The 20,885-nt window shown below is 74.9% G+C and carries 21 protein-coding genes; 20 read left to right on the forward strand and 1 reads right to left on the reverse strand.

What is annotated here, in order from left to right:
- Positions 1-158 precede the first annotated feature (158 nt).
- The 3 genes from ACIQUR_RS16045 to ACIQUR_RS16055 all read left to right on the forward strand — a co-directional run bounded on the left by ACIQUR_RS16045 (position 159) and on the right by ACIQUR_RS16055 (position 3,264).
- On the forward strand, positions 159-800 hold the full coding sequence (locus ACIQUR_RS16045) for a DJ-1/PfpI family protein (protein WP_403664349.1): 642 nt from the start codon (positions 159-161) through the stop codon (positions 798-800).
- Positions 793-1,281, forward strand: coding sequence for a MarR family winged helix-turn-helix transcriptional regulator (locus ACIQUR_RS16050; RefSeq protein WP_403664352.1), 489 nt, complete (start codon positions 793-795; stop codon positions 1,279-1,281). Before ACIQUR_RS16045 ends, ACIQUR_RS16050 begins: the two co-directional genes overlap by 8 nt.
- Positions 1,282-1,410: 129 nt before the next feature.
- Positions 1,411-3,264: a serine/threonine-protein kinase gene (locus ACIQUR_RS16055; protein ID WP_403664355.1), complete on the forward strand. Its 1,854-nt coding sequence runs from the start codon at positions 1,411-1,413 to the stop codon at positions 3,262-3,264.
- Between the two features lie 215 nt (positions 3,265-3,479).
- Here ACIQUR_RS16055 and ACIQUR_RS16060 read toward each other — a convergent pair whose 3' ends face one another.
- Entirely contained in the window at positions 3,480-4,220 is a 741-nt protein-coding gene (locus tag ACIQUR_RS16060; RefSeq protein WP_403664358.1) for a response regulator transcription factor, read from the reverse strand.
- Between the two features lie 274 nt (positions 4,221-4,494).
- Between ACIQUR_RS16060 and ACIQUR_RS16065 the strand changes: the two genes are divergently transcribed.
- From ACIQUR_RS16065 to ACIQUR_RS16145, 17 genes are all read left to right on the forward strand, one after another.
- Positions 4,495-5,964 carry an FAD-dependent monooxygenase gene (locus ACIQUR_RS16065; protein WP_403664361.1) on the forward strand — a complete coding sequence of 490 codons (1,470 nt, stop codon included), beginning with the start codon at positions 4,495-4,497 and terminating at the stop codon, positions 5,962-5,964.
- Between the two features lie 43 nt (positions 5,965-6,007).
- On the forward strand, positions 6,008-6,337 hold the full coding sequence (locus ACIQUR_RS16070; protein ID WP_403664364.1) for a TcmI family type II polyketide cyclase: 330 nt from the start codon (positions 6,008-6,010) through the stop codon (positions 6,335-6,337).
- Positions 6,338-6,368: 31 nt separating this feature from the next.
- Positions 6,369-7,640 carry a beta-ketoacyl-[acyl-carrier-protein] synthase family protein gene (locus tag ACIQUR_RS16075; protein WP_403664367.1) on the forward strand — a complete coding sequence of 424 codons (1,272 nt, stop codon included), beginning with the start codon at positions 6,369-6,371 and terminating at the stop codon, positions 7,638-7,640.
- Positions 7,637-8,860: a ketosynthase chain-length factor gene (locus ACIQUR_RS16080; protein WP_403664370.1), complete on the forward strand. Its 1,224-nt coding sequence runs from the start codon at positions 7,637-7,639 to the stop codon at positions 8,858-8,860. Before ACIQUR_RS16075 ends, ACIQUR_RS16080 begins: the two co-directional genes overlap by 4 nt.
- Before the next feature lie 75 nt (positions 8,861-8,935).
- Entirely contained in the window at positions 8,936-9,211 is a 276-nt protein-coding gene (locus ACIQUR_RS16085; RefSeq protein WP_403664373.1) for an acyl carrier protein, read from the forward strand.
- A 104-nt stretch (positions 9,212-9,315) separates the two neighbouring features.
- Positions 9,316-10,101, forward strand: a complete 786-nt coding sequence (gene fabG, locus ACIQUR_RS16090; protein WP_403664376.1) for a 3-oxoacyl-ACP reductase FabG — start codon at positions 9,316-9,318, stop codon at positions 10,099-10,101.
- A 68-nt stretch (positions 10,102-10,169) separates the two neighbouring features.
- Positions 10,170-11,123, forward strand: coding sequence for an aromatase/cyclase (locus ACIQUR_RS16095; RefSeq protein WP_403664379.1), 954 nt, complete (start codon positions 10,170-10,172; stop codon positions 11,121-11,123).
- Between the two features lie 4 nt (positions 11,124-11,127).
- Positions 11,128-13,485: an SDR family oxidoreductase gene (locus ACIQUR_RS16100; protein ID WP_403664382.1), complete on the forward strand. Its 2,358-nt coding sequence runs from the start codon at positions 11,128-11,130 to the stop codon at positions 13,483-13,485.
- A 12-nt stretch (positions 13,486-13,497) separates the two neighbouring features.
- On the forward strand, positions 13,498-14,742 hold the full coding sequence (locus tag ACIQUR_RS16105; RefSeq protein ID WP_403664385.1) for an MFS transporter: 1,245 nt from the start codon (positions 13,498-13,500) through the stop codon (positions 14,740-14,742).
- A complete protein-coding gene (locus ACIQUR_RS16110; RefSeq protein WP_403664388.1) occupies positions 14,732-15,316 on the forward strand; it encodes an NADPH-dependent FMN reductase in 585 nt (194 codons plus the stop codon). Before ACIQUR_RS16105 ends, ACIQUR_RS16110 begins: the two co-directional genes overlap by 11 nt.
- A 4-nt stretch (positions 15,317-15,320) precedes the next feature.
- Entirely contained in the window at positions 15,321-15,518 is a 198-nt protein-coding gene (locus ACIQUR_RS16115; protein ID WP_403664391.1) for a hypothetical protein, read from the forward strand.
- Positions 15,519-15,685: 167 nt separating this feature from the next.
- Complete coding sequence (locus ACIQUR_RS16120; protein WP_403664394.1) at positions 15,686-16,324, forward strand: 4'-phosphopantetheinyl transferase superfamily protein; 639 nt, start codon at positions 15,686-15,688, stop codon at positions 16,322-16,324.
- Positions 16,325-16,361: 37 nt separating this feature from the next.
- Complete coding sequence (locus ACIQUR_RS16125) at positions 16,362-17,303, forward strand: ACP S-malonyltransferase (protein WP_403664397.1); 942 nt, start codon at positions 16,362-16,364, stop codon at positions 17,301-17,303.
- Positions 17,304-17,337: 34 nt separating this feature from the next.
- Positions 17,338-18,201, forward strand: coding sequence for an NAD(P)H-binding protein (locus ACIQUR_RS16130; RefSeq protein WP_403664400.1), 864 nt, complete (start codon positions 17,338-17,340; stop codon positions 18,199-18,201).
- Positions 18,198-19,268 carry an alpha/beta hydrolase gene (locus ACIQUR_RS16135; RefSeq protein ID WP_403664402.1) on the forward strand — a complete coding sequence of 357 codons (1,071 nt, stop codon included), beginning with the start codon at positions 18,198-18,200 and terminating at the stop codon, positions 19,266-19,268. The genes ACIQUR_RS16130 and ACIQUR_RS16135 overlap by 4 nt, the downstream gene beginning before the upstream one ends.
- Positions 19,269-19,435: 167 nt before the next feature.
- Positions 19,436-20,092, forward strand: a complete 657-nt coding sequence (locus ACIQUR_RS16140; RefSeq protein ID WP_403664404.1) for an antibiotic biosynthesis monooxygenase family protein — start codon at positions 19,436-19,438, stop codon at positions 20,090-20,092.
- The gene (locus tag ACIQUR_RS16145) at positions 20,089-20,871 is read left to right on the forward strand and encodes a class I SAM-dependent methyltransferase (RefSeq protein WP_403664406.1); all 783 of its coding nucleotides are present in this window, start codon (positions 20,089-20,091) and stop codon (positions 20,869-20,871) included. Before ACIQUR_RS16140 ends, ACIQUR_RS16145 begins: the two co-directional genes overlap by 4 nt.
- Positions 20,872-20,885 lie beyond the last annotated feature (14 nt).

The raw sequence follows: 20,885 nt of genomic DNA on the forward strand, positions 1-20,885 counted from the left end.
ACGAGTCCGCTGGTGGGACCCGGTATCGGCGTCCTGTAAGCCGGGGAGGGGGGTGCCTCGGCAGTGTGTCTGCCGCGACGGATTTCGTTGACAGCATGCTGTCGTTATGACAGTCTTCTGTCATCGAAGAACGGCAGCCGATCCGGGAGGCGACGACCATGAGCGCGACCGACCTGAGCACGACCCGCCGCAAGCCCGTCCACCTCGCCGTGTACGACACGTACGCGGACTGGGAGACCGGGCACACCACCGCCCACCTCGCCCGGAGCGGGTACGAGATCCGCACCGTGGCCCTGGACGCGGGCAAGCCCGTCACCACCATGGGCGGGGTCCGGATCCAGCCCGACATGTCGCTGGACGAGCTGGGCCCCGAGGACTCCTCGCTGCTGGTCCTGACCGGCGCCGGACTCTGGGACGAGGGCGACGCGCTGGCCCCCTTCGCCGCCGCGGCCCGGCGCTTCCTGGACGCGGGCGTGCCGGTGGCCGCCATCTGCGGGGCGACGGCCGGGCTCGCCCGGGAGGGACTGCTGGACGACCGGCCGCACACCAGCGCCGCGTCCTTCTACCTGGCCGCCACGGGGTACGCGGGCGGCGGGCGGTACGTCGAGGCCGACGCGGTCACCGGCGGCGACCTGATCACCGCCGGTCCGACGGAGCCGGTGGCCTTCGCCCGCGAGGTGTTCGCGCGGCTGGGCGTGTACCGGGGTGAGGTGCTCGACGCCTGGTACCGGCTGTTCCACGACTCGGACCCGGAGGCGTACGGCGTCCTGGCGGCGGCAGCGGAGCGCGGGGATGCCTGACGCGCACGCGGCGGGCACGCGGGCCGAGCAGGAACTGCTGAGCCGCACGGCACTCGGGGTGTTCCGGCTCAACGGCCAGTTCCTCGCGGTCTCGGAGGAACTGGCCGGCCCGGCCGGGCTGACCGCGGCCCGCTGGCAGGTGCTCGGCGCGGTGCTGCGCGAGCCGCTGCCGGTGGCGGGGATCGCCCGGGTCATGGGGATCACCCGGCAGAGCGTGCAGCGGGTGGCCGACCTGCTGGTGGCGCAGGGGCTGGCCGAGTACGCGGCCAACCCGGCCCACCGGCGGGCCAAGCTGGTGCGGCCCACCGAGGAGGGCCGGGCCGCGGTGGCCCGCATCGGTCCCGGGCACGCGGACCTCGCCCACCGGCTGGCCGCCGAGCTGGGGCCGGAGGAGTTCGCCGAGACCGTGCGGGTGCTGGAGCGGCTGGCGCGCGTGATGGACACCCTCAGAACGGGTGCCGAAGAGGGCACCGAGGGCTGAAACTGAACCCCACGGCCGCGGCGTCTCGTGAGGCGGAGAGGGACGACCGCGGAAGACGCGACGGCGGGACGGGCCGGGACGGGACGAGCGCCCGGCCGGCCGGAACCCGGGGAGAGGGGCCGCGCGGCCATGGAGCAGCTGGCATTCGGGGATCCGCAACGGATCGGCGGCTACCGCCTGTTGGCGCGGCTGGGCGCGGGCGGGATGGGCCAGGTCTACCTCGCCCGGTCAGAGCGCGGGCGGACGGTGGCGGTCAAGCTCGTACGGCCCGAGCTGGCCGAACGCGCCGAGTTCCGGGCCCGGTTCCGGCAGGAGGTGGCCGCCGCGCGGCGGGTGGGCGGCGAGTGGACCGCGCCCGTCCTGGACGCGGACACCGAGGCGCCGGTGCCCTGGCTGGCCACCGGGTACGTGGCCGGGCCCAGCCTGAGTGCCGTCGTGGCCCGGCAGTTCGGGCCGCTGCCCGAGCGCTCGGTGCGGATCCTGGCGGCCGGGCTGGCGTACGCGCTCCAGGACATCCACGCGGCCGGGATGGTGCACCGCGACCTCAAGCCGTCGAACGTGCTGGTCACGCTGGACGGGCCACGGGTGATCGACTTCGGCATCGCGCGGGCGCTGGCCGGCGATCCGGGCCAGACGCGGACCGGTGAACTGGTCGGCTCCCCCGGCTTCATGGCCCCCGAGCAGGTGCGGGGCGAGGCCGTGACGGCGGCGTGCGACGTGTTCTGCCTGGGTTCGCTGCTGGCCTACGCGGCTTCCGGGCGGCTCCCGTTCGGGGAGGCGGAGGGCGCGGGCGGGGTGGCCGCGCTGCTGCTGCGGATCGCGGAGGCCGAGCCGGACCTGACCGGGGTGCCGGAGTCGCTGCGGCCGCTGGTCCGCGACTGCCTGCGCAAGGATCCGGGCGCCCGGCCGACGCCGTCCGACGTGCTGGCCCGGGTGGGTGCCGGGGACACGGTCGCCGACGGCCGGGCGCTGGAGCCGTGGCTGCCGGCCGCGCTGGTGGCCCAGCTGGGGCGGCACGCGGTGGAGTTGCTGGACCGGGAGGACGCGGGCCCGGCCCGGGCGGAGCCGCCCCCGGGGCCGCCTCCGGGGCCGACGACCCGGGTGGGGCAGCCCCCGCCCGCCGCGGACGGGTACGGGTACGGGCCCCCGCACGGCCCGTACGGCGGCCCCCCGGGCGGCCCCGGAACCCCGCCGGGCGGCTACGGGCAGCCGGCCGGTTACGGGCAGCCGGCCGGACCGGGTGCCGCGCCCGCGGGGCCCGCCGCGTACGGGGCGCGGACCGTCCCGGGGTACGGGCCGGACGGCGGCTCCGGAACGGGCGGCGGCCAGGGGCCGGGCGGCGGGTACGGAACGGGCGGTGGCTTCGGAACGGGCGGGGGGTTCGGGCCGGGCGGCGGCTTCGGGGTGGCCTGTCCGCCTCCGCCGCCGGTGCCCGCGGAGCGCCCCCGCGGCGGGTCGACCGCGTTCCTGGTGGCGGTGGCGCTGGTGGTCGCGGCGCTGGCCGGCGGCACGGTGTTCGCCTTCATGAACGGCTGGCACGGCGACCACGACCGCGACGACCTGAAGGGCACCGGCCCGCGACCGGCCACCGCCTCCGGCACGCCCGACCGGGGCCGTACCGCGAGCCCCCCGCCGTCGGCCACCGCGCCCGGCCCGACCGCCGGCACCGGCATCCCGGCCGGCTACCTCGGCACCTGGACCAGCGACCTGCGCACCTGGCGCCTCACGCTGCGCGCGGGCGCGGTGGGCGAGCAGGTGATGACGCTGGTCAAGACGGACCCGGCGTACACCTGCACCTGGACGGCCACCCTGCGCTCGGCCGGTCCGCCGGTCGAGCTGGACGCCTCGACCGTCACCTCGGGCGACCCGACCACCTGCGGCCCCGGCCCCTGGAGCGTGCTGACCCTGCTGCCGGACGGCCGGCTGGAGCGGCGGCTGACCGGCAGCGACAAGCCTCCGCTGACCTACACGCGGGAGGGCTGAGCCCCGTCCGGCAGCGCAAAGGCGTCCGCCACCGGCGCGGCGGCCTCCGGGTCGCGCGGGCCCGCCCGCAGGCGACCCGCAGGAGCGGCCCGGCCGCCGGGGCCGCGTCGTAGGCGGCCCCGGCGGCCGCAGCCCGTCCTTACGCCCGCGCCGTTGGAGCCGCCGAAGGCCCGGCCGAGCCCGCCCCCGTCACCGTTTCGAATCGGTTCCCGAATTTACGGGAAATTGACGTTCCCTATACGGAAACCCACACCCCGGACCGTGATCACCCAGTCCCGGGAACCCAATTTCGTACGCAGACTGCTCACGTGGGTGTCGACGGTCCGGCGCGAGCGGGAACCGCCCCAGACGCGATTCATCAACTGGCGCCTCGGCACGATCGCCTCGGGGTGCGCGGCCAGCACGTGCAGCAGGTCGAATTCCTTGCGCGACAATTCGACCGGCTCGTCGTCGAGGGTCACCTCGCGGGCTGCCACGTCGATTCTCAGCCGCCCGTGCTCGATGGTCTCCGGGGCCAGCGGCTGGGGCTTCACCCGCCGCATCACGGCGTCCATCCTGGCCATCAGTTCCTGGAAGCCGTACGGCTTGACCAGGTAGTCGTCCGCGCCGGCCTGCAGGCCCAGCACCCGGTCGAGCTCGCTGCCGCGGGAGGTCACCACGATGACCGGGACGTCACTGGCGGCGCGGATCTGCCGGCACACCTCCAGCCCGTCGAGGTCGGGGAGTTCGAGCTCCAGCAGCACCAGGCTGGCGTCCCCGTACGACTCCAGCGCCGAGCTGCCCGTACCCGAGGTCCACACCTCGTGGCCGTGCCGGCGCAGCCGGTCGCCCAGGGCCTGCGCGTCGCGCTGCCGGCTGTCGATCACCAGCACCCGCCAGCTCTCCGACGGGCGGGATTCGCCGCCGCGCTGGAGCGGCAGGGGGGTCTGCACCACGGACAGCGGTACCTGGCCCATCTCTCCCCCTCGCTAGTGCTCCGCGAACGCGCGAACACCGGGAATTCTATGCATCGGGGGCCGCATGCCACCCCGGCCTAATTGAGTGTGTCAAGTCGCTCAGAACCCTGACCTGTTTTCTCTTTTCTGCGCGATTCCTGCGCGCACATCACCAAACTGCGCACGGACCTGAATGGCCGCACCTTGTTCCGGCAATTACCCGGCGGCGAAGCTCGTGGCTAGCTTCCGCAGTTCTGTGTCGAAAGTTCTGTGTCGGACGACCGAGGAGAGGTACATGGATTCCGCTGTGATTGTCGTGGGCGCGGGACCCGCGGGCATGATGCTCGCCGGTGAACTGCGCCTGGCGGGCGCGGACGTCATCGTCCTGGAGAAGCTCGCCGCCCGGACCGGGGAGTCCCGCGGGCTCGGCTTCACCGCCCGCACCATGGAGGTCTTCGACCAGCGCGGACTGCTCTCCCGGTTCGGCGACATCGAGGTCAGCAACCAGGGCCACTTCGGCGGCCTGCCGGTCGACTTCGGGGTGCTCGACGGTGCGCACCAGGCCGCCAAGACCATCCCGCAGTCGGCCACCGAGACGGTGCTGGAGGAGTGGGCGACGCAGCTGGGCGCCGACATCCGGCGCAGCCACGAGGTCCTCTCCGTCAGGGAGAAGGAGGACTGCGTCGAGGTCGAGGTCAGGGGCCCCGAGGGCGTGCACACGCTGCGCGCCGAGTACCTGGTCGGCTGTGACGGCGGCCGCTCCACCATCCGCAGGCAGTCGGGCTTCGACTTCCCCGGCACGGCCGCCACGCTGGAGATGTTCCTGGCGGACGTGAAGGGCATCGAGCTGGCGCCCCGGATGATCGGCGAGACCCTGCCGGGCGGCATGGTCATGGTCGGCCCGCTGCCCGGCGGGATCACCCGGCTGATCGTGTGCGAGCGCGGCACCCCGCCGCAGCGCCGCAAGACCCCGCCCGCGTGGGCGGAGGTCGCGGCCGCCTGGCAGCGCCTGACCGGCGACGACATCTCGCACGCCGAGCCGGTCTGGGTGTCCTCCTTCGGCGACGCCACCCGCCAGGTCACCGAGTACCGGCGCGGCCGGGTCTTCCTGGCCGGCGACGCCGCGCACATCCACCTGCCGGCCGGCGGCCAGGGCATGAACACCAGCATCCAGGACGCCGTGAACCTCGGCTGGAAGCTGGGCGCCGTGGTCCGCGGCCGGGCACCGGAGGCGCTGCTCGACACGTACCACGCCGAGCGCCACCCGGTCGGCAAGCGGCTGCTGATGAACACCCAGGCCCAGGGCCTGCTGTTCCTCTCCGGCCCCGAGGTGCAGCCGCTGCGCGACGTGCTGACCGAGCTGATCCGGTACCCCGAGGTCGCGAAGCACTTCGCCGCCATGGTCTCCGGCCTGGAGATCCGCTACGAGCTCGACGGCGGCCGGCACCCGCTGCTGGGCCGCCGCCTGCCCGAGGTCGCCCTGGCCGGCGACCGGCTCGTGGACTCCAGCACGAAGGCCCTGCACCAGGGCCGCGGCGTCCTCCTCGACCTCGCCGACAACGCGGAGCTGCGCCGCCGGGCCGCCCCCTGGCTGGACCGCGTGGACGTGGTCACCGCGACCGCGTCCGGGCTGCCCGCGGACAGCCCGCTGGCCGACACCGCCGCCGTGCTCGTACGGCCCGACGGATACGTCGCGTGGGCGGCACCCGGCAGCCACGGCGACCTGCCGATGGCGCTGGAGCGCTGGTTCGGCCCCGCCCGCTGACCCGCCGCGGCCGCCCCCCATCCACTGACGGAAAGAGACGCACATGCACAGCACGCTGATCGTCGCGCGCATGGACCCCGGGTCCAGCCTCGACGTCGCCAAGCTCTTCGGCGAGTTCGACGGCACCGAGATGCCCCACCGCATGGGCACCCGCCGCCGCCAGCTCTTCTCGTACCGGGGCCTGTACTTCCACCTCCAGGACTTCGACTCCGAGGACGGCGGCGAGCGCATCGAGGCCGCCAAGACCGACCCGCGCTTCGTGGGCATCAGCGAGGACCTGAAGCCCTTCATCCAGGCGTACGACCCGGCCACCTGGCGCTCGCCCGCCGACGCCATGGCCACGCGCTTCTACCACTGGACGGCCTCCGAGTGAAGGCGTCCGCGGACATGATGGGAGGCAGCCCGTGACGGGGCGCCGAGTGGTCATCACGGGCATCGGCGTCCTGGCGCCGGGCGGCGTGGGGGCCGAGAACTTCTGGAACCTGCTCAGCGCGGGGCGCACCGCGACCCGGGGGATCACCTTCTTCGACCCCTCCCAGTTCCGGTCCCGCGTCGCCGCCGAGATCGACTTCGATCCCGAGGCCGCCGGTCTGGCCCCGCAGGAGATCCGCCGGATGGACCGCGCGGCGCAGCTCGCGGTCGTCGCCGCCCGCGAGGCGGTGGCGGACAGCGGCCTGGACCTGGCCGCGGGGGACCCGTACCGCACCGGGATCACCATCGGCAGCGCCGTCGGCGCCACCATGGGCCTCGACGAGGAGTACCGGGTGGTCAGCGACGGCGGACGGCTGGCGCAGGTGGACCACAGGTACGCGGTGCCGCACCTCTACAACTACCTGGTGCCCAGCTCCTTCGCGGCCGAGGTCGCGTGGGCCGTGGGCGCCGAGGGGCCCTCCACGGTGGTCTCCACCGGCTGCACCTCAGGCCTGGACTCGGTCGGGCACGCCGTCGAGCTGATCCGCGAGGGCTCGGCCGACGTGATGGTCGCGGGCGCCACCGACGCGCCCATCTCGCCCATCACCCTGGCCTGCTTCGACGCGATCAAGGCGACCACCCCGCGCAACGACGACCCCGAGCACGCTTCGCGGCCCTTCGACGGCACCCGCAACGGCTTCGTGCTCGGCGAGGGCTCCGCGGTCTTCGTGCTGGAGGAGCTGGCGAGCGCCCGCCGGCGCGGCGCGCACATCTACGCGGAGATCGCCGGGTACGCCACCCGCTCGAACGCCTACCACATGACGGGCCTGCGGCCGGACGGCGCGGAGATGGCCGAGGCGATCGGCGTCGCCATGGCGGAGGCGCGGCTGAACCCGGAGGACATCGACTACATCAACGCGCACGGCTCGGGCACCAAGCAGAACGACCGCCACGAGACCGCCGCGTTCAAGAAGAGCCTCGGCGAGCACGCGTACCGGACCCCGGTCTCCTCCATCAAGTCGATGGTGGGCCACTCCCTCGGCGCGATCGGCTCGATCGAGATCGCCGCCTCCGTGCTGGCGATGGAGCACAACGTCGTGCCCCCGACCGCCAACCTGCACACCCCCGACCCCGAATGCGACCTCGACTACGTGCCGCTGACGGCGCGCGAGTGGCGGACGGACGCCGTGCTGACCGTCGGCAGCGGGTTCGGCGGCTTCCAGAGCGCCATGGTGCTCGCCCGCCCCGGAAGGAGCGCCGCATGAGCGACAGGCCCGCCAGGACGGTCGTCACCGGCATCGGCATCGCCGCCCCCAACGGCCTGGGAAACCAGGACTACTGGGAGGCCACCCGGGTCGGCAAGAGCGGCATCGCCCGCATCACCCGCTTCCCCGCCGACTCCTACCCCGCCACCCTGGCCGGGGAGATCCACGACTTCCGGGCCGAGGACCACCTGCCCAGCAGGCTGATCCCGCAGACCGACCGGATGACCCGGCTCGCGCTCGTCGCCACCGACTGGGCCCTGGCCGACGCCGGCGTGGACCCGAAGGAGCTCGCGGCCTACGACATGGGCGTCGTGACCGCCAGTTCCTCCGGCGGCTTCGAGTTCGGCCAGGGCGAGCTGCAGAAGCTGTGGAGCCAGGGCAGCCAGCACGTGTCCGCGTACCAGTCCTTCGCCTGGTTCTACGCGGTCAACAGCGGCCAGATCTCCATCCGCAACGGCATGAAGGGCCCCTCGGGCGTCGTCGTCAGCGACCAGGCGGGCGGCCTCGACGCCCTCGCCCACGCGCGCCGCCAGATCCGCAAGGGCACCCGGCTGATCGTCTCCGGCTCGATCGACGCCTCCATCTGCCCCTGGGGCTGGGTGGCACAGCTGGCCGGCGACCGGCTCTCCACGGCCGAGGACGCCGACCGCGCCTACCTGCCCTTCGACGCGGACGCCCGCGGGCACGTGCCGGGCGAGGGCGGGGCGATCCTGATCCTGGAGGACGAGGAGGCGGCCCGCGCCCGCGGCGCCCGCGTCTACGGCGAGATCGCCGGGTACGGCTCGACCTTCGACCCCCGGCCGGGCAGCGGCCGCGAGCCGGGCCTGCGCAAGGCGATCGAACTCGCCCTGGCCGACGCCGGGGTGACCGCCGGCGAGGTCGACGTGGTCTTCGCGGACGGCGCGGCCGTGCCGGAGCTCGACCGGACCGAGGCCGAGGCGATCACCGCCGTCTTCGGGCCGCGCGGCGTCCCCGTCACCGTCCCGAAGACGATGACCGGCCGCCTCTACTCGGGGGCCGCCCCGCTGGACGTCGCCACCGCGCTGCTGGCCGTCCGGGAGGGCGTCATCCCCGCCACCACCAACGTCGAGCCGGCCGGCTCCCACGAGCTGGACCTGGTCACCGGCCAGGCGCGCACCGCCGAGGTGCGCACCGCGCTGGTGCTCGCCCGCGGCCACCACGGCTTCAACTCGGCCCTGGTCGTCCGGGCCGCCGGCTGACCGCGGTCCGGGCCCCGCCGCGCGCGGCCCGGACCGTCCCCCACGCACGCACACGGAAGACAGGAAGGCACACGCATGTCCCAGCACGAGTTCACCACCGAGGACCTCAAGCGCATCCTGCTGGAGGGCGCCGGCGCCGACGAGAGCGTCGACCTGGACGGCGACATCCTCGACACCGAGTTCGAGCAGCTCGGCTACGAGTCCCTGGCCATGCTGGAGACCGCCAGCCGCATCGAGCGCGAGTACGGGATCACCCTCGACGACGACGTGCTCGCCGACAACCCCACCCCGCGCGCCCTGGTCGCGGCCGTGAACGCGGCGGTCGCCGCGAGCGCCCCCGTCGCCGCCTGACCGGGCCGCCCCGGCACCTCCCGGTACGCCGCCGCGGCGGGGCCCGCACCCCGCCGCGGCGGCCACCGCCCCTGTCCCGTCCCCTTCCACAGGAGAGCCCTTTCATGTCGAACACCGAGCAGCGGGTCGCCCTCGTCTCCGGCGCCACCAGCGGCATCGGCCTGGCCGCCGCCCGGCTGCTGGCCCGGCAGGGCCACCGCGTCTTCATCGGCGCCCGTGACGCCGAGAACGTCCGCAACACGGTCAAGGAGCTGCGCGAGGAGGGCCTCGACGTCGACGGCCAGAGCCTCGACGTGCGCTCCCAGGAGGCCGTCGACGCGTTCGTCGCCGCCGCGGTCGAGCGCTTCGGCACGGTCGACGTGCTGGTCAACAACGCCGGCCGGAGCGGTGGCGGCGTGACCGCCGACATCGCCGACGAGCTGTGGGAGGACGTGATCGACACGAACCTCAACAGCGTCTTCCGCCTCACCAAGGCCGTGCTCAACGCCGGCGGCATGCGCCACAAGGACCGTGGGCGGATCATCAACATCGCCTCGACCGCGGGCAAGCAGGGTGTCGTGCTCGGTGCCCCGTACTCCGCCTCCAAGCACGGCGTCGTGGGCTTCACCAAGGCGCTGGGCAACGAGCTGGCGCCCACCGGCATCACCGTGAACGCAGTCTGCCCCGGCTACGTCGAGACCCCGATGGCCCAGCGCGTCCGCCAGGGCTACGCGGCCGCCTACGACACCTCCGAGGACGCCATCCTCGAGAAGTTCCAGGCCAAGATCCCGCTCGGCCGCTACTCCACCCCGGAAGAGGTCGCCGGCCTCGTCGGCTACCTCGCCTCCGACACCGCCGCCTCCATCACCGCCCAGGCGCTCAACGTCTGCGGCGGCCTCGGCAACTTCTAGTCCCCCGGCGCCCGTCCGGCCCCCGAGGCCCACCACCGGCCCGCCCCCACCACCCAGAAGGGACAAGCATGTCTGTGTCCGGCCCGCGCGAGGTGCGCGAGGTGGAGCACGAGATCACCGTCTCCGCCCCGGCAGCCGCCGTCTACCGGCTGATCGCCGAGGTGGAGAACTGGCCGCGGATCTTCCCGCCCACCCTCTACGTCGACCACCTGGAGCGCTCCGGCAACGAGGAGCTCATCCGGATCTGGGCCACCGCCAACGGCGAGGCCAAGAACTGGACCTCGCGCCGCGTCCTCGACCCGGAGGCGCTGCGCATCGAGTTCCGCCAGCAGGTCTCCACCCCGCCGGTCGCCTCCATGGGCGGCGCCTGGATCATCGAGCCGCTCTCGGACACCGAGTCCCGGATCCGGCTGCTGCACGACTACACGGCCGTCGACGACGACCCGGCCGGCCTCGCCTGGATCGACGAGGCCGTCGACCGCAACTCGCGCTCCGAGCTGGCCGCGCTGAAGACGAACGTCGAACTCGCCACCGCCTCCGAGGAGCTGACCTTCTCCTTCGAGGACACCGTCGAGATCGCCGGCTCCGCCAAGGACGTCTACGACTTCATCAACGAGGCCCAGCTGTGGTCCGAGCGGCTCCCGCACGTGGCCACCGTCCGCCTCACCGAGGACACCCCGGGCCTCCAGACCCTGGAGATGGACACCCGCGCCAAGGACGGCTCCACGCACACCACGAAGTCGTACCGCGTCTGCCTGCCCACCGAGAAGATCGCGTACAAGCAGACCACGCTCCCGGCGCTGATGAACCTGCACACCGGGTACTGGACCTTCCGCGAGACCGCCACCGGCGTCGCGGCCTCCTCCCAGCACACCGTCGTGCTGCGCGCCGAGAACATCCACGCGATCCTGGGCCCGGACGCGGACGTCGCGCAGGCCAGGGAGTACGTGCGGACCGCCCTCAGCACCAACAGCCGGGCCACCCTCGGCCACGCCAAGGCGTACGCCGAAGGCAAGCGCTGAGCCCATGGACGCCGTGGACACCCATGTCATCGTCGTCGGGGCGGGCCCCGTCGGCCTCATGCTCGCCGGTGAACTCCGGCTGGGCGGCGCCGACGTGACCGTGCTGGAGACCCGGGACGCGCCGACCACCGAGTCCCGCGCCTCGACCCTGCACGCCCGCACCATGGAGCTGCTCGACCAGCGCGGCCTCCTCGACGGGCTGGGCACGCCCCCGCACGAGCCCATGGGCCACTTCGGCGGCGTCCCCCTCTCGCTGGACCTCCCCAGCCCGCACCCCGGGCAGTGGAAGGTCCCGCAGATCCGCACCGAGGAACTGCTCGGCGCCTGGGCCACCGGCCTCGGCGCCGACCTCCGGCGCGGCCACGAGGTGACGGACCTGGCCCAGCACCCGGACCACGTCACCGTCGAGGCGCGCGGCCCCGGCGGACCCGTCCGCCTCACCGCGCGCTACGTGGTGGGCTGCGACGGGGAGCGCTCGGCCGTACGGCGGCTGTCCGGCTTCGAGTTCCCCGGGCACGACGCGGAGCGCGAGCTGATCCGGGCCGACGTGGACGGCGTCGAGATCCCGAACCGGCGCTTCCAGCGGCTGCCCGGCGGGCTCGCCATCGCGGCCCGCCGCGGTGACGGCGTCACCCGCGTGATGGTCCACGAGTTCGGCCGGGCCGCGCGCGAGCGGTCCGCGGAACCCGCGTTCGCGGAGATCGCCGAGGCCTGGCGGAACGTCACCGGCGAGGACATCACCGCCGGCACCCCGCTGTGGGTCAACGCGTTCGGCGACGCGTCCCGGCACGCCGGCCGCTACCGCGACCGCCGCGTGCTGCTCGCCGGCGACGCCGCCCACCAGCAGATGCCGATCGGCGGCCAGGCCCTCAACCTCGGCCTCCAGGACGCGGTCAACCTCGGCTGGAAGCTCGCGGCCACCGTCCTGGGCCGCGCCGCGCCCGGGCTGCTCGACTCCTACCACCACGAGCGGCACGAGGTCGGCCGCCGGGTGCTGGGCAACATCTCCGCCCAGGCCCGGCTGCTGCTCGGCGGCCCCGAGGTGGAGTCCCTGCGCTCCGTCTTCGGGGAGCTGATCGGGTACGAGCGGGTACGGGCCCACCTGGCCGGGATGATCAGCGGCCTCGACATCCGGTACGGGGCCGGCCCCGGCGCCCACCCGCTCACCGGAGCCAGGCTCCCGTACGCGGAACTCGCCGGCGCCGCGGCTCCCGGCACCGTCCTCGGGCCGCTCCGCGCGGGCCGGGGCGTGCTGCTGGTCTTCCCGGGGCCGGGCGCGGCCGCGCTGGCCGGTGCCGCCGGGTCCTGGTCCGGGGCCCTGGACACGGTCACCGTCCCCGCCGCTCCCGAGGGCGGCGACCTGGTCGGCGTACCGGCGCTGCTGGTGCGCCCCGACGGCTACGTCGCCTGGGCCGGCGGCGATCCGGCCGGGCTGGCCGCGGCGCTGGACCGCCTGTTCCGGCCCGACGGCTCCGACGGGTCCGGCGCGCCCGGCCACGGCTCCACCGGGAAGTCCGGCCGGCCCGCCGCCGCGCCCCTCACCACACCACCGACCACCCCCACCACACGGACGCCCCAGCGCGTCGACAGGAGTGCCCCCATGGGAAATCTGACGGGTAAGACCGCCCTGGTCACCGGCGCCAGCCGGGGCATGGGCCGCGCCACGGCCGAGCGCCTCGCCCGCGAGGGCGCGCTCGTCGCCGTCCACTACTCCACCGGCGCGGACGCCGCCGCCGAGGTGGTCGCCGGCATCGAGAAGGACGGCGGCCGCGCCTTCGCCGTCCAGGCCGAACTCGGCGTCCCCGGCGACGTGCACGCCCTCTTCCTGGCCCTGGAGGAGGGCCTGAAGGAGCGCACCGGCTCCACCGAGCTGAACATCCTGGTCAACAACGCCGGGGTGATGGGCGGGGTGAAGCCCGAGGACACCACGCCCGAGCAGTTCGACCGGCTGTTCGCCGTCAACGCCAAGGCGCCGTTCTTCATCATCCAGCGGGCCCTGGCGAACATCCCGGACGGCGGACGGATCGTCAACATCTCCTCCGGGCTGACCAGGTTCGCCAACCCCGACGAGATCGCGTACGCCATGAGCAAGGGCGCCGTCGAGATGCTCGCCCTGCACTACGCCAAGCTGCTCGGCCCCCGGAACATCACCATCAACTCCGTGGCCCCGGGCATCACCCGCAACGACAACCCGCTCTTCGACGTCCCCGAGGCCGTCGAGGCCATGTCGGGCCTGTCCGCCTTCAACCGGGTGGGCGAGCCGCGGGACGTCGCCGACATCATCGCCTTCCTCGCCTCCGACGACGCCCGCTGGATCACCGGCTCGTTCGTCGACGCGACCGGCGGCACCCTCCTCGGCTGAGCCGCACGGACCATGACCCTTCCCAAGACCGCCCTGTGGGGGCTGCTCGGCGTGCTGGCGGGCAACATGCTCATCGACGCGCTGGAGGTGTCCACCGCCGTCGTGGCGGCCCCCGCGATCGGCGCCGACCTCGGCATCCCCGACAGCGGGCTGCACTGGGTGCTCAGCGCCTTCGCGCTCGGCTTCGGCGGGCTGCTGCTCTTCGGCACACGGATCACCGGCCGGTACGGGCGCCGTCCCGTCTACCTGGCCGCGCTGCTCGGCTTCGCCGCGGCCTCCGTGGCCGGCGCCCTCACCGACGAGCCCGGGGTGCTGTTCGGCACCCGGCTGGTCAAGGGGATGTGCGCGGCGCTGACCGCGCCCACCGGGCTCGCGATCATCGCCACCGCCTTCCCCGAAGGGCGCCCGCGGGAACGGGCGTTGTCCGTGTACACGCTCTTCGGGGCCGCCGGGTTCACCGGGGGGCTGCTGCTGTCGGGCGCCCTCACCGAGGCCGGCTGGCGGCTCACCTTCGCCTTCCCGGCGCCGGTCGTGCTCGTGCTGTTCGTCCTCGGACTGCGGCTGATCCCGGCCGACGGCACCCCGCGGGTCGCCGCCGGCGGGCCGCTGGTGCCGGGGGTGCTGCTGCGCACCCCGGCCCTGGTCCGGTCCGCGCTCGGCGCCGCCGCGCTCAACGGCTCGTACCTCGGGCTGCTGTTCCTGCTCACCCTGCGCCTCCAGCACGGCGCCGGCTGGGGGCCGCTCGCGACCGGGCTGGCCTTCCTGCCCGCGAGCGTGCCGCTGATGCTCACCGCCCTGCACTCGGGGCGGCTGGTCAGCCGGTTCGGCGCCGCCCGCCTGATCGCCCTGGGCGCGGTGGCGCCGCCCGCCGGCTACCTGCTGGCCCTCGGCGTCGGCACGCCCGTCCGGTACGCGAGCCAGGTCCTGCCCGTGATGCTGCTGGTGGGCGCCGGCTTCGTGCTGTCCTTCACCGCCCTGCACACCCAGGCCACCGCCGCGGTGCCCGCCGAGCTGCGCGGCACCGCCGGAAGCCTCTACCAGACCGCCGTCCAGACGGGCGCGGCCCTGACCCTCACCGCGGTGGCCTCGCTGAGCGCCGCCGGGTACCGCACCGCACTGCTCCTCGTGACCGGCGTCGGCCTGGCCGGGCTGTGCGTCGCGCTGGCCGGCGTACTCCCCGGCCGCCGCGCGCCCGCACCGGAGCCGGCCGTCCCCCGGACCTCCCCGACCCCTCGGAAGGAATCCCGTGTCCACTGAACCCCTCCGCCTCGCCGTGATCGTCGGCAGCAGCCGCGCCGGCCGCTTCGGCCCCGTCATCAGCTCCTGGTTCACCGGCATCGCCCGCGAGCGCGGCGACCTCGACGTCGACCTCATCGACCTCGGGGAGCACGCCCTGCCGCTGGAGCTCTCCCAGGACCCGTCCGCCGAGGCGCGGGCCGTGCTCGCCGAGGTCTCGCCCCGGCTCCAGGCCGCCGACGCCTTCGTCGTCGTCACGCCCGAGTACAACCACAGCTTCCCGGCCCCGCTGAAGAACCTCATCGACTGGCACTACACGCAGTGGCAGGCCAAGCCGGTCGGCTTCGTCTCCTACGGCGGCCTCTCCGGCGGCCTGCGCGCCGTCGAGCAGCTCCGCCCGGTCTTCGCCGAGCTGCACGCCGTCACCGTCCGGGACTGCGTCAGCTTCCACTCCGCGCACGAGCAGTTCGACGCCGACGGCCGCCCGCGGGACGAGACCGGCCCGGAGCGCGCCGCCAAGGTGCTGCTCGACCAGCTGACCTGGTGGGGCACGGCGCTGCGCGAGGCGCGCAGCCGCGTGCCGTACGGGAGCTGATCCCGTGGGCCCGATCAGGAGCGGTGCCGCCCGCCCCGCCCGGCACCCGGCGCTCGGCGCCACCGACACCGACGCCCGCACCCAGGTGGTCAACCGGTACGTGTACGGCGTGCTGGGCACCGTCCTGGGGCTGGGCCCCGAACTGTCCGACCCGTCGGGCGGACCGGCCGGCGGAAGCCGGAGAGGAGCCGTGCGGAGCTGAACGGAACACGTACGAGGCGCCCCGCCCCGCGGACCCGCACCGCCACGGCCGAGGTACCGGAGGACCCCACCCGGGCGCCGGGCGCGCGGGGACCCGCCTCACCCGGCGTACCCCGGCGCCGGCGGCCCCCCAAGGGACTGCCGGGACCGGGGCTGGTCGACCTGTGGATGCTGAAGGCGCCCCCGCCCGAGGCCGGCCCCCTGGACCTGTCCGTCCTCGACCCGGCGGAGCGGGAGCGGGTGGCCGCCTTCGTACGGCCCACCGACGCCCGCGCGTACGCCGCCGCGCACATCGCGCTGCGGCGGCTGCTGGCCGGCTGGCTGCGCATCGGCCCCGAGGAGATCCCCATCTGGCGGGAGCCGCTGGGCCGGCCGGTCATCCCGTGCCCGGGCCTGAAGCTGCACTTCTCCGTCTCGCACAGCGGCGGGCTCGCCCTCTTCGCCGTGGCGGCCACCCCCGTCGGGGCGGACGTCCAGCGCAGGACCGGGGACCGGACCATCGACGCCGTCGCGCGCACGCTCCACCCGGCGGAGCGGGCCGAGCTGGAGGCGGCGCCCGAGGAGGCCCGTCCCGAGCTGTTCGGCCGCATGTGGACCCGCAAGGAGGCCTACCTCAAGGGCATCGGCACGGGGCTGCGCCGCTCGCCCGCCGCCGACTACCTGGGCTCCGACCACCGCCTGCGGCCCTACGGCTGGACGGTGTTCGACGTGTCCTGCCCGCCCGCCCACACCGCCGCGGTGGCGGTCCAGGGGCCCCCGCCCCGGCAGCTGCGCGTCCACTGGCTGCCGCCGGACTGGCTCGCCTGACCCGGGGCGGCCCGAACAGAGAAAGGAAGCAACTGGCATGACCCGTACCGCATTCCTCTTCCCGGGGCAGGGCGCGCGGCGCGCCGGCATGGGCCGGGACCTGCTCGCAGGCCGTCCCGAACTGGCCGACCGCTACTACCTGGAGGCCGACCGGCTGCTGGGCATCCCCCTGTCCTGGGCCTGCCTGCACGGCCCCGACGGGCCGTTGCGCGAGGCTCCCGTGAGCCAGCCGGCCGTGCTGCTGACCAGCCTGGTCACGCTGGACGTGCTGCGCTCGCGCGGTGCCGAGCCGGACGTCGTGGTGGGGCACAGCCTCGGCGCGTACACGGCGCTGGTCGCGGCCGGCGCGCTGGACTGGACGGACGCGCTGTGGCTGGTGCGGCTGCGCGGCGAGCTGGTGGCCGCGGCCGACGACCGGGTGCCCGGCCGGATGGCGGCCCTGTGGGGGCTGCCGCTCGCGGCGGCCGCGCGGCTGTGCGCCGAGGCCCGGCTGGCGACCGGCGAGACCGTGGAGACCGCCAACGACGGCGAGGGCGGCCGTGTCGTCGTCTCCGGGCAGCTGCGGGCCGTGGCGCACGTGCTGGACGCGGCCGGGGCGGCCGGGATCCGCGCCACGGGCCTGTCGGTGGGCGCGGCCCTGCACTCCAGCCTGATGCGGGAGACCGAGGCGGAGTTCGGCGAGGCGCTGGCCGCCACCGAGTTCCGCGACCCGGTCGTGCCGGTGGTCTGCGGCTCCACCGGGGAGTTCCTCACCACGGGCACGGCCGCGCGGGAGAGCCTGCGCGGCGAGCTGAGCCGGCCGGTGCGCTGGGCGGCGGCCGCGGACCGGATGGCCGCCCTCGACGTGACCCGGTTCGTGGAGGTGGGCCCCGGCCGCACCCTCGGCGGGCTGCTGCGCCGGCTCGACCCGAAGGCCCGCGTGCACGCCACCGGCACGGCCGCCCAGCTCTCCCTGACGACCGCGGCGCTCGCCGCGTGATCCATCCCCCACCTCACGAGAAAGGCACCCCCTGATGCCGCAGACCGTCCTGGTCACCGCCGCCACCGGCAACGTCGGCCCGCACGCCCTGGCCCAGCTGCTGGAGGCGGGCGTGACCGCCCGTGCCCTGGTCCTCAAGGACGACCCGAACATCGGCCGCGTCCCCGACGGCGTCGAGCTCTTCGAGGGCGACCTCCAGGACCCGGACAGCCTGGACGCCGCCCTGGAGGGCGTGGACGCGGTCTTCCTCATGTGGCCGTTCTTCACCACCTCGGTCGAGACCGCGCCCGCCGTGGTCCGCAAGATCGAGGCGGCCGCCCGCCGGGTGGTGCTGGTCTCCTCGGTGGGCGTCCACATCGGCCTGGAGCGCGTGGACAACAACTGCCACGCCTACCTGGAGGAGCTGCTGGAGGACACCACCCTGGAGTGGACCTTCCTGCGCACCACCGGCTTCCAGGCCAACGCCCTCGGCTTCGCCGGCCAGATCAGGAACGGCGGCACCGTGCACTTCCCGTACGGCGCGGCCACCCGCACCTCCGTGCACGAGGCCGATGTGGCCGCCGTGGCGGTGGCCTCGCTGACCGAGCGGGGCACGGCCCACGCGGGGCGGAAGTACCTGGTCACCGGCCCGCTCGCGGAGTCGCAGGAGGAACAGGTCCGGATCATCGGCGAGGTGATCGGCCGCGAGCTGGAGTGGCGGGACATCGAGCACCAGGCCGCCAGGGACGCGATGGTGGGCGCCGGCTGGCCGCCGTCCTACGCGGACGGCGCGCTCGACTACTTCAGGATGCTCACCACCGAGGCCGAGGTCGGCTCGACGGTGGTCGAGGAGATCACCGGCCGACCGGCCCGCACCTTCCGGGAGTGGGCGCTGGAGCACACCGCGGTGTTCCGGTGACCGTGCAGGAGGTGCTGCTCGACGCCGGCGGGGTCCCGCTGTCCGGGCTGCTGGCCGAGCCGGCCGGGGGTCCGCCGCGGGCGCTGGTGCTGGCCCTGCACGGGGGCGGGATGCGCGCCGGGTACTTCGACAGCCGGGTGGTGCCGGGTCTCTCGCTGCTGGAGCTCGGGTCCCGGCTGGGGTACGCGGTACTGGCCCTGGACCGGCCCGGGTACGGGGCCTCGGCCGCCGCCCTGCCGGACGGGCTGCCGGTGTCCGGGCAGGCCCGCACCGTCCGCGCGGCGCTGGCCGGCTTCGCGCGGGAGCACGCGGTGGGGGCCGGGGTGTTCGTCCTCGCCCACTCCAACGGCGGCAAGCTGGCGCTGGCCCTGGCGGCGGACGCCTCCGGGGGCGGGCCAGGCTCCGGTTCCTTCGGCTTCGGCTCCTTCGGCTCCGGCTCCGGCTCCGGCTCCGGCCCAAGCTCCGGGCCCGGTTTCGGCTTCGGCTCCGACCCCGGCCCCGGCCCCGGCTCCGGCTCCGGCTCCGGCCCAAGCTCCGGGCCCGGTTTCGGCTTCGGCTCCGACCCCGGCCCCGGTTCCGGGCCCGCGCTGTTGGGGCTCGACGTCTCGGGGATCGGCAGCCGGTTCGCCGTGGGGCCCGAGCTGATGCCGGGTCCGGACACCGCGGGCGACTGGCGGCGCCACTGGGGTGCCCTGCGCTGCTACCCGCCGGACGCGCTGCGGCGGGGCCAGGAGCTGCTGGCCCGGGTGCCGGACACGGAGGCCCTGGAGGGCCCCCGGTGGCCCGAGCTGTACCCCGCCATCGCCGCCCGGGTGCGGGTGCCGGTCCGGTTCACCTTCGCCGAGCAGGAGCGCTGGTGGCGGCACGACGAGGAGGCGGTGGCGGCCCTGACCGCGCCGCTCGCCTCGGCCGTCGTACGGGTCGACCGGCAGCCCGACGCCGGCCACAACATCAGCCTGGGCTGGGCGGCCCGTACGTACCACCTGCGCGCCCTCGGGTTCCTGGAGGAGTGCCTGCTGGCCCGCGACGCGGCCGCACCGAGCCGCGCCCGCGCGGCGGCCGCCTGACCGCGCCCCGCCCGGCCGTCGCCCGACCCCGGATTCCGGCCGGGGCACGCCACCGCCGCTCGCCGGGGCCCGGGCCCCCCGCGATCCGGCGCCGGCGAGCCGGGCGGGACGCCGTGCCCGCGCTCGTACCCCGTCTCCCTTCGATCCCCGTCGCTCCGGAGGAGCCCATGTCCGCCACCCGTACCGCAGAGCCCTTCGTCACCTTCGACACCTGGCATACGGAGAACCGCGCCGCGGCGTCCGGCCTCGCCGACGCCCTCGAGGCGGAGCTGCGCGACCGGTACGCCCCCGCGCCCGGCTTCGCCTTCGCCCGGGTGCACCTCAGCCTCGACGGCCGCACGGTCGTGACCTGCACCGAGTGGGACGCGCAGGCGCACTGGACGGCCGCGGCCGCCGCGCTGCCCGCCGGCGCGGCGCTCCGCACGGAGCCCGGCAGCGCCTTCCGCGGCACCCGCGCGGCCCACGTGGCCGGCCCCGAGGCCGGCACGGTCCCGGGCATCGTCTCCGTCGCCACCCGGCACGTCGGCACCGCCGTCGCGGCCCGCGCGCTGCTCCGGCACCTGCTGGACACGGCCGGCTGGAAGCGCACCTTCCCCGGCTTCGTGTCGGCCACCCCCTTCATCAGCCTGGACGGCGCCACGTACCTCAACTACCCGCAGTGGACGGACGAGGCGGCGTACCGGGCCTACATGACGGATCCGCGCAACGCGGCCGCGCAGGGCGGGATCGCCGCCCTGGAGGTCGCGCCGCCGGAGTTCGTGATGGCGGTGGTCCACGCGCAGGTGACGGCGGCGGACGCCGCGGGCGCGGGGAGGGCGGCGTGAGCTCGTACAGCACGGGGTCGCTGACGAAGGACCAGCTCTCGCGGCTGGACCAGGTGCGGCTCTTCGAGCGGAAGTACGACCCGGTGACCGTCTCGATCCTGGAGTCGCTGCCGGTCGGGCGCACCTGGCGGTGCCTGGAACTGGGCGCGGGCGGCGGCTCGATGGCGTACTGGCTGGCGGACCGCGCCGATCTGGGCAGCGTGCTGGCGGTCGACGTCGACACGGCGTACCTGGAGGAGGACCGCGCGCCCAACCTGACAATTCAGCGGTCCGACATCAGCGCCGGCGACTTCACCCCGGGTACGTTCGACCTCGTGCTCGCCCGCGCCACGGTCGAGCACGCGGCGAACCCCGACGAACTGCTGGAGCGGGCTGCGGGCTGGGTCGCGCCCGGCGGCTGGCTGGTGGTGGAGGACTTCTACTACCTGCCCGCCGAGCACGCGCCCACCAGCGTCGGACGGGCCCTCGTCGGCGCGTACGTCCGGCGGATGGAAGCACAGGGAGCGGATCTGGGCTGGGCCCGTCATCTGCCCGCGGCGCTCGCGCGCACCGGGCTGACGGAGGTCGGCTCGCGGGTGACCCCGGCCGGTCCCGGACAGTCGGCCGCCGACGACGAGCTGATCCGTCTGCGCATGCGGCAGGAGGGTCACACGCTCGTCGAGAGCGGGCTGGTGGAGGCCGGGCAACTGGCCGCCTTCATCGACGCGTTGGGCACTCCGCAGGCGCGCGACATGACGACCCTGATGGTTTCGGCTTGGGGACGCAGGCCCCAAGAGTAGATAGTTGGCCAGCC

It is taken from the genome of Streptomyces sp. NPDC101132 (assembly GCF_044759225.1).
In the GTDB taxonomy this organism is placed as follows: domain Bacteria; phylum Actinomycetota; class Actinomycetes; order Streptomycetales; family Streptomycetaceae; genus Streptomyces.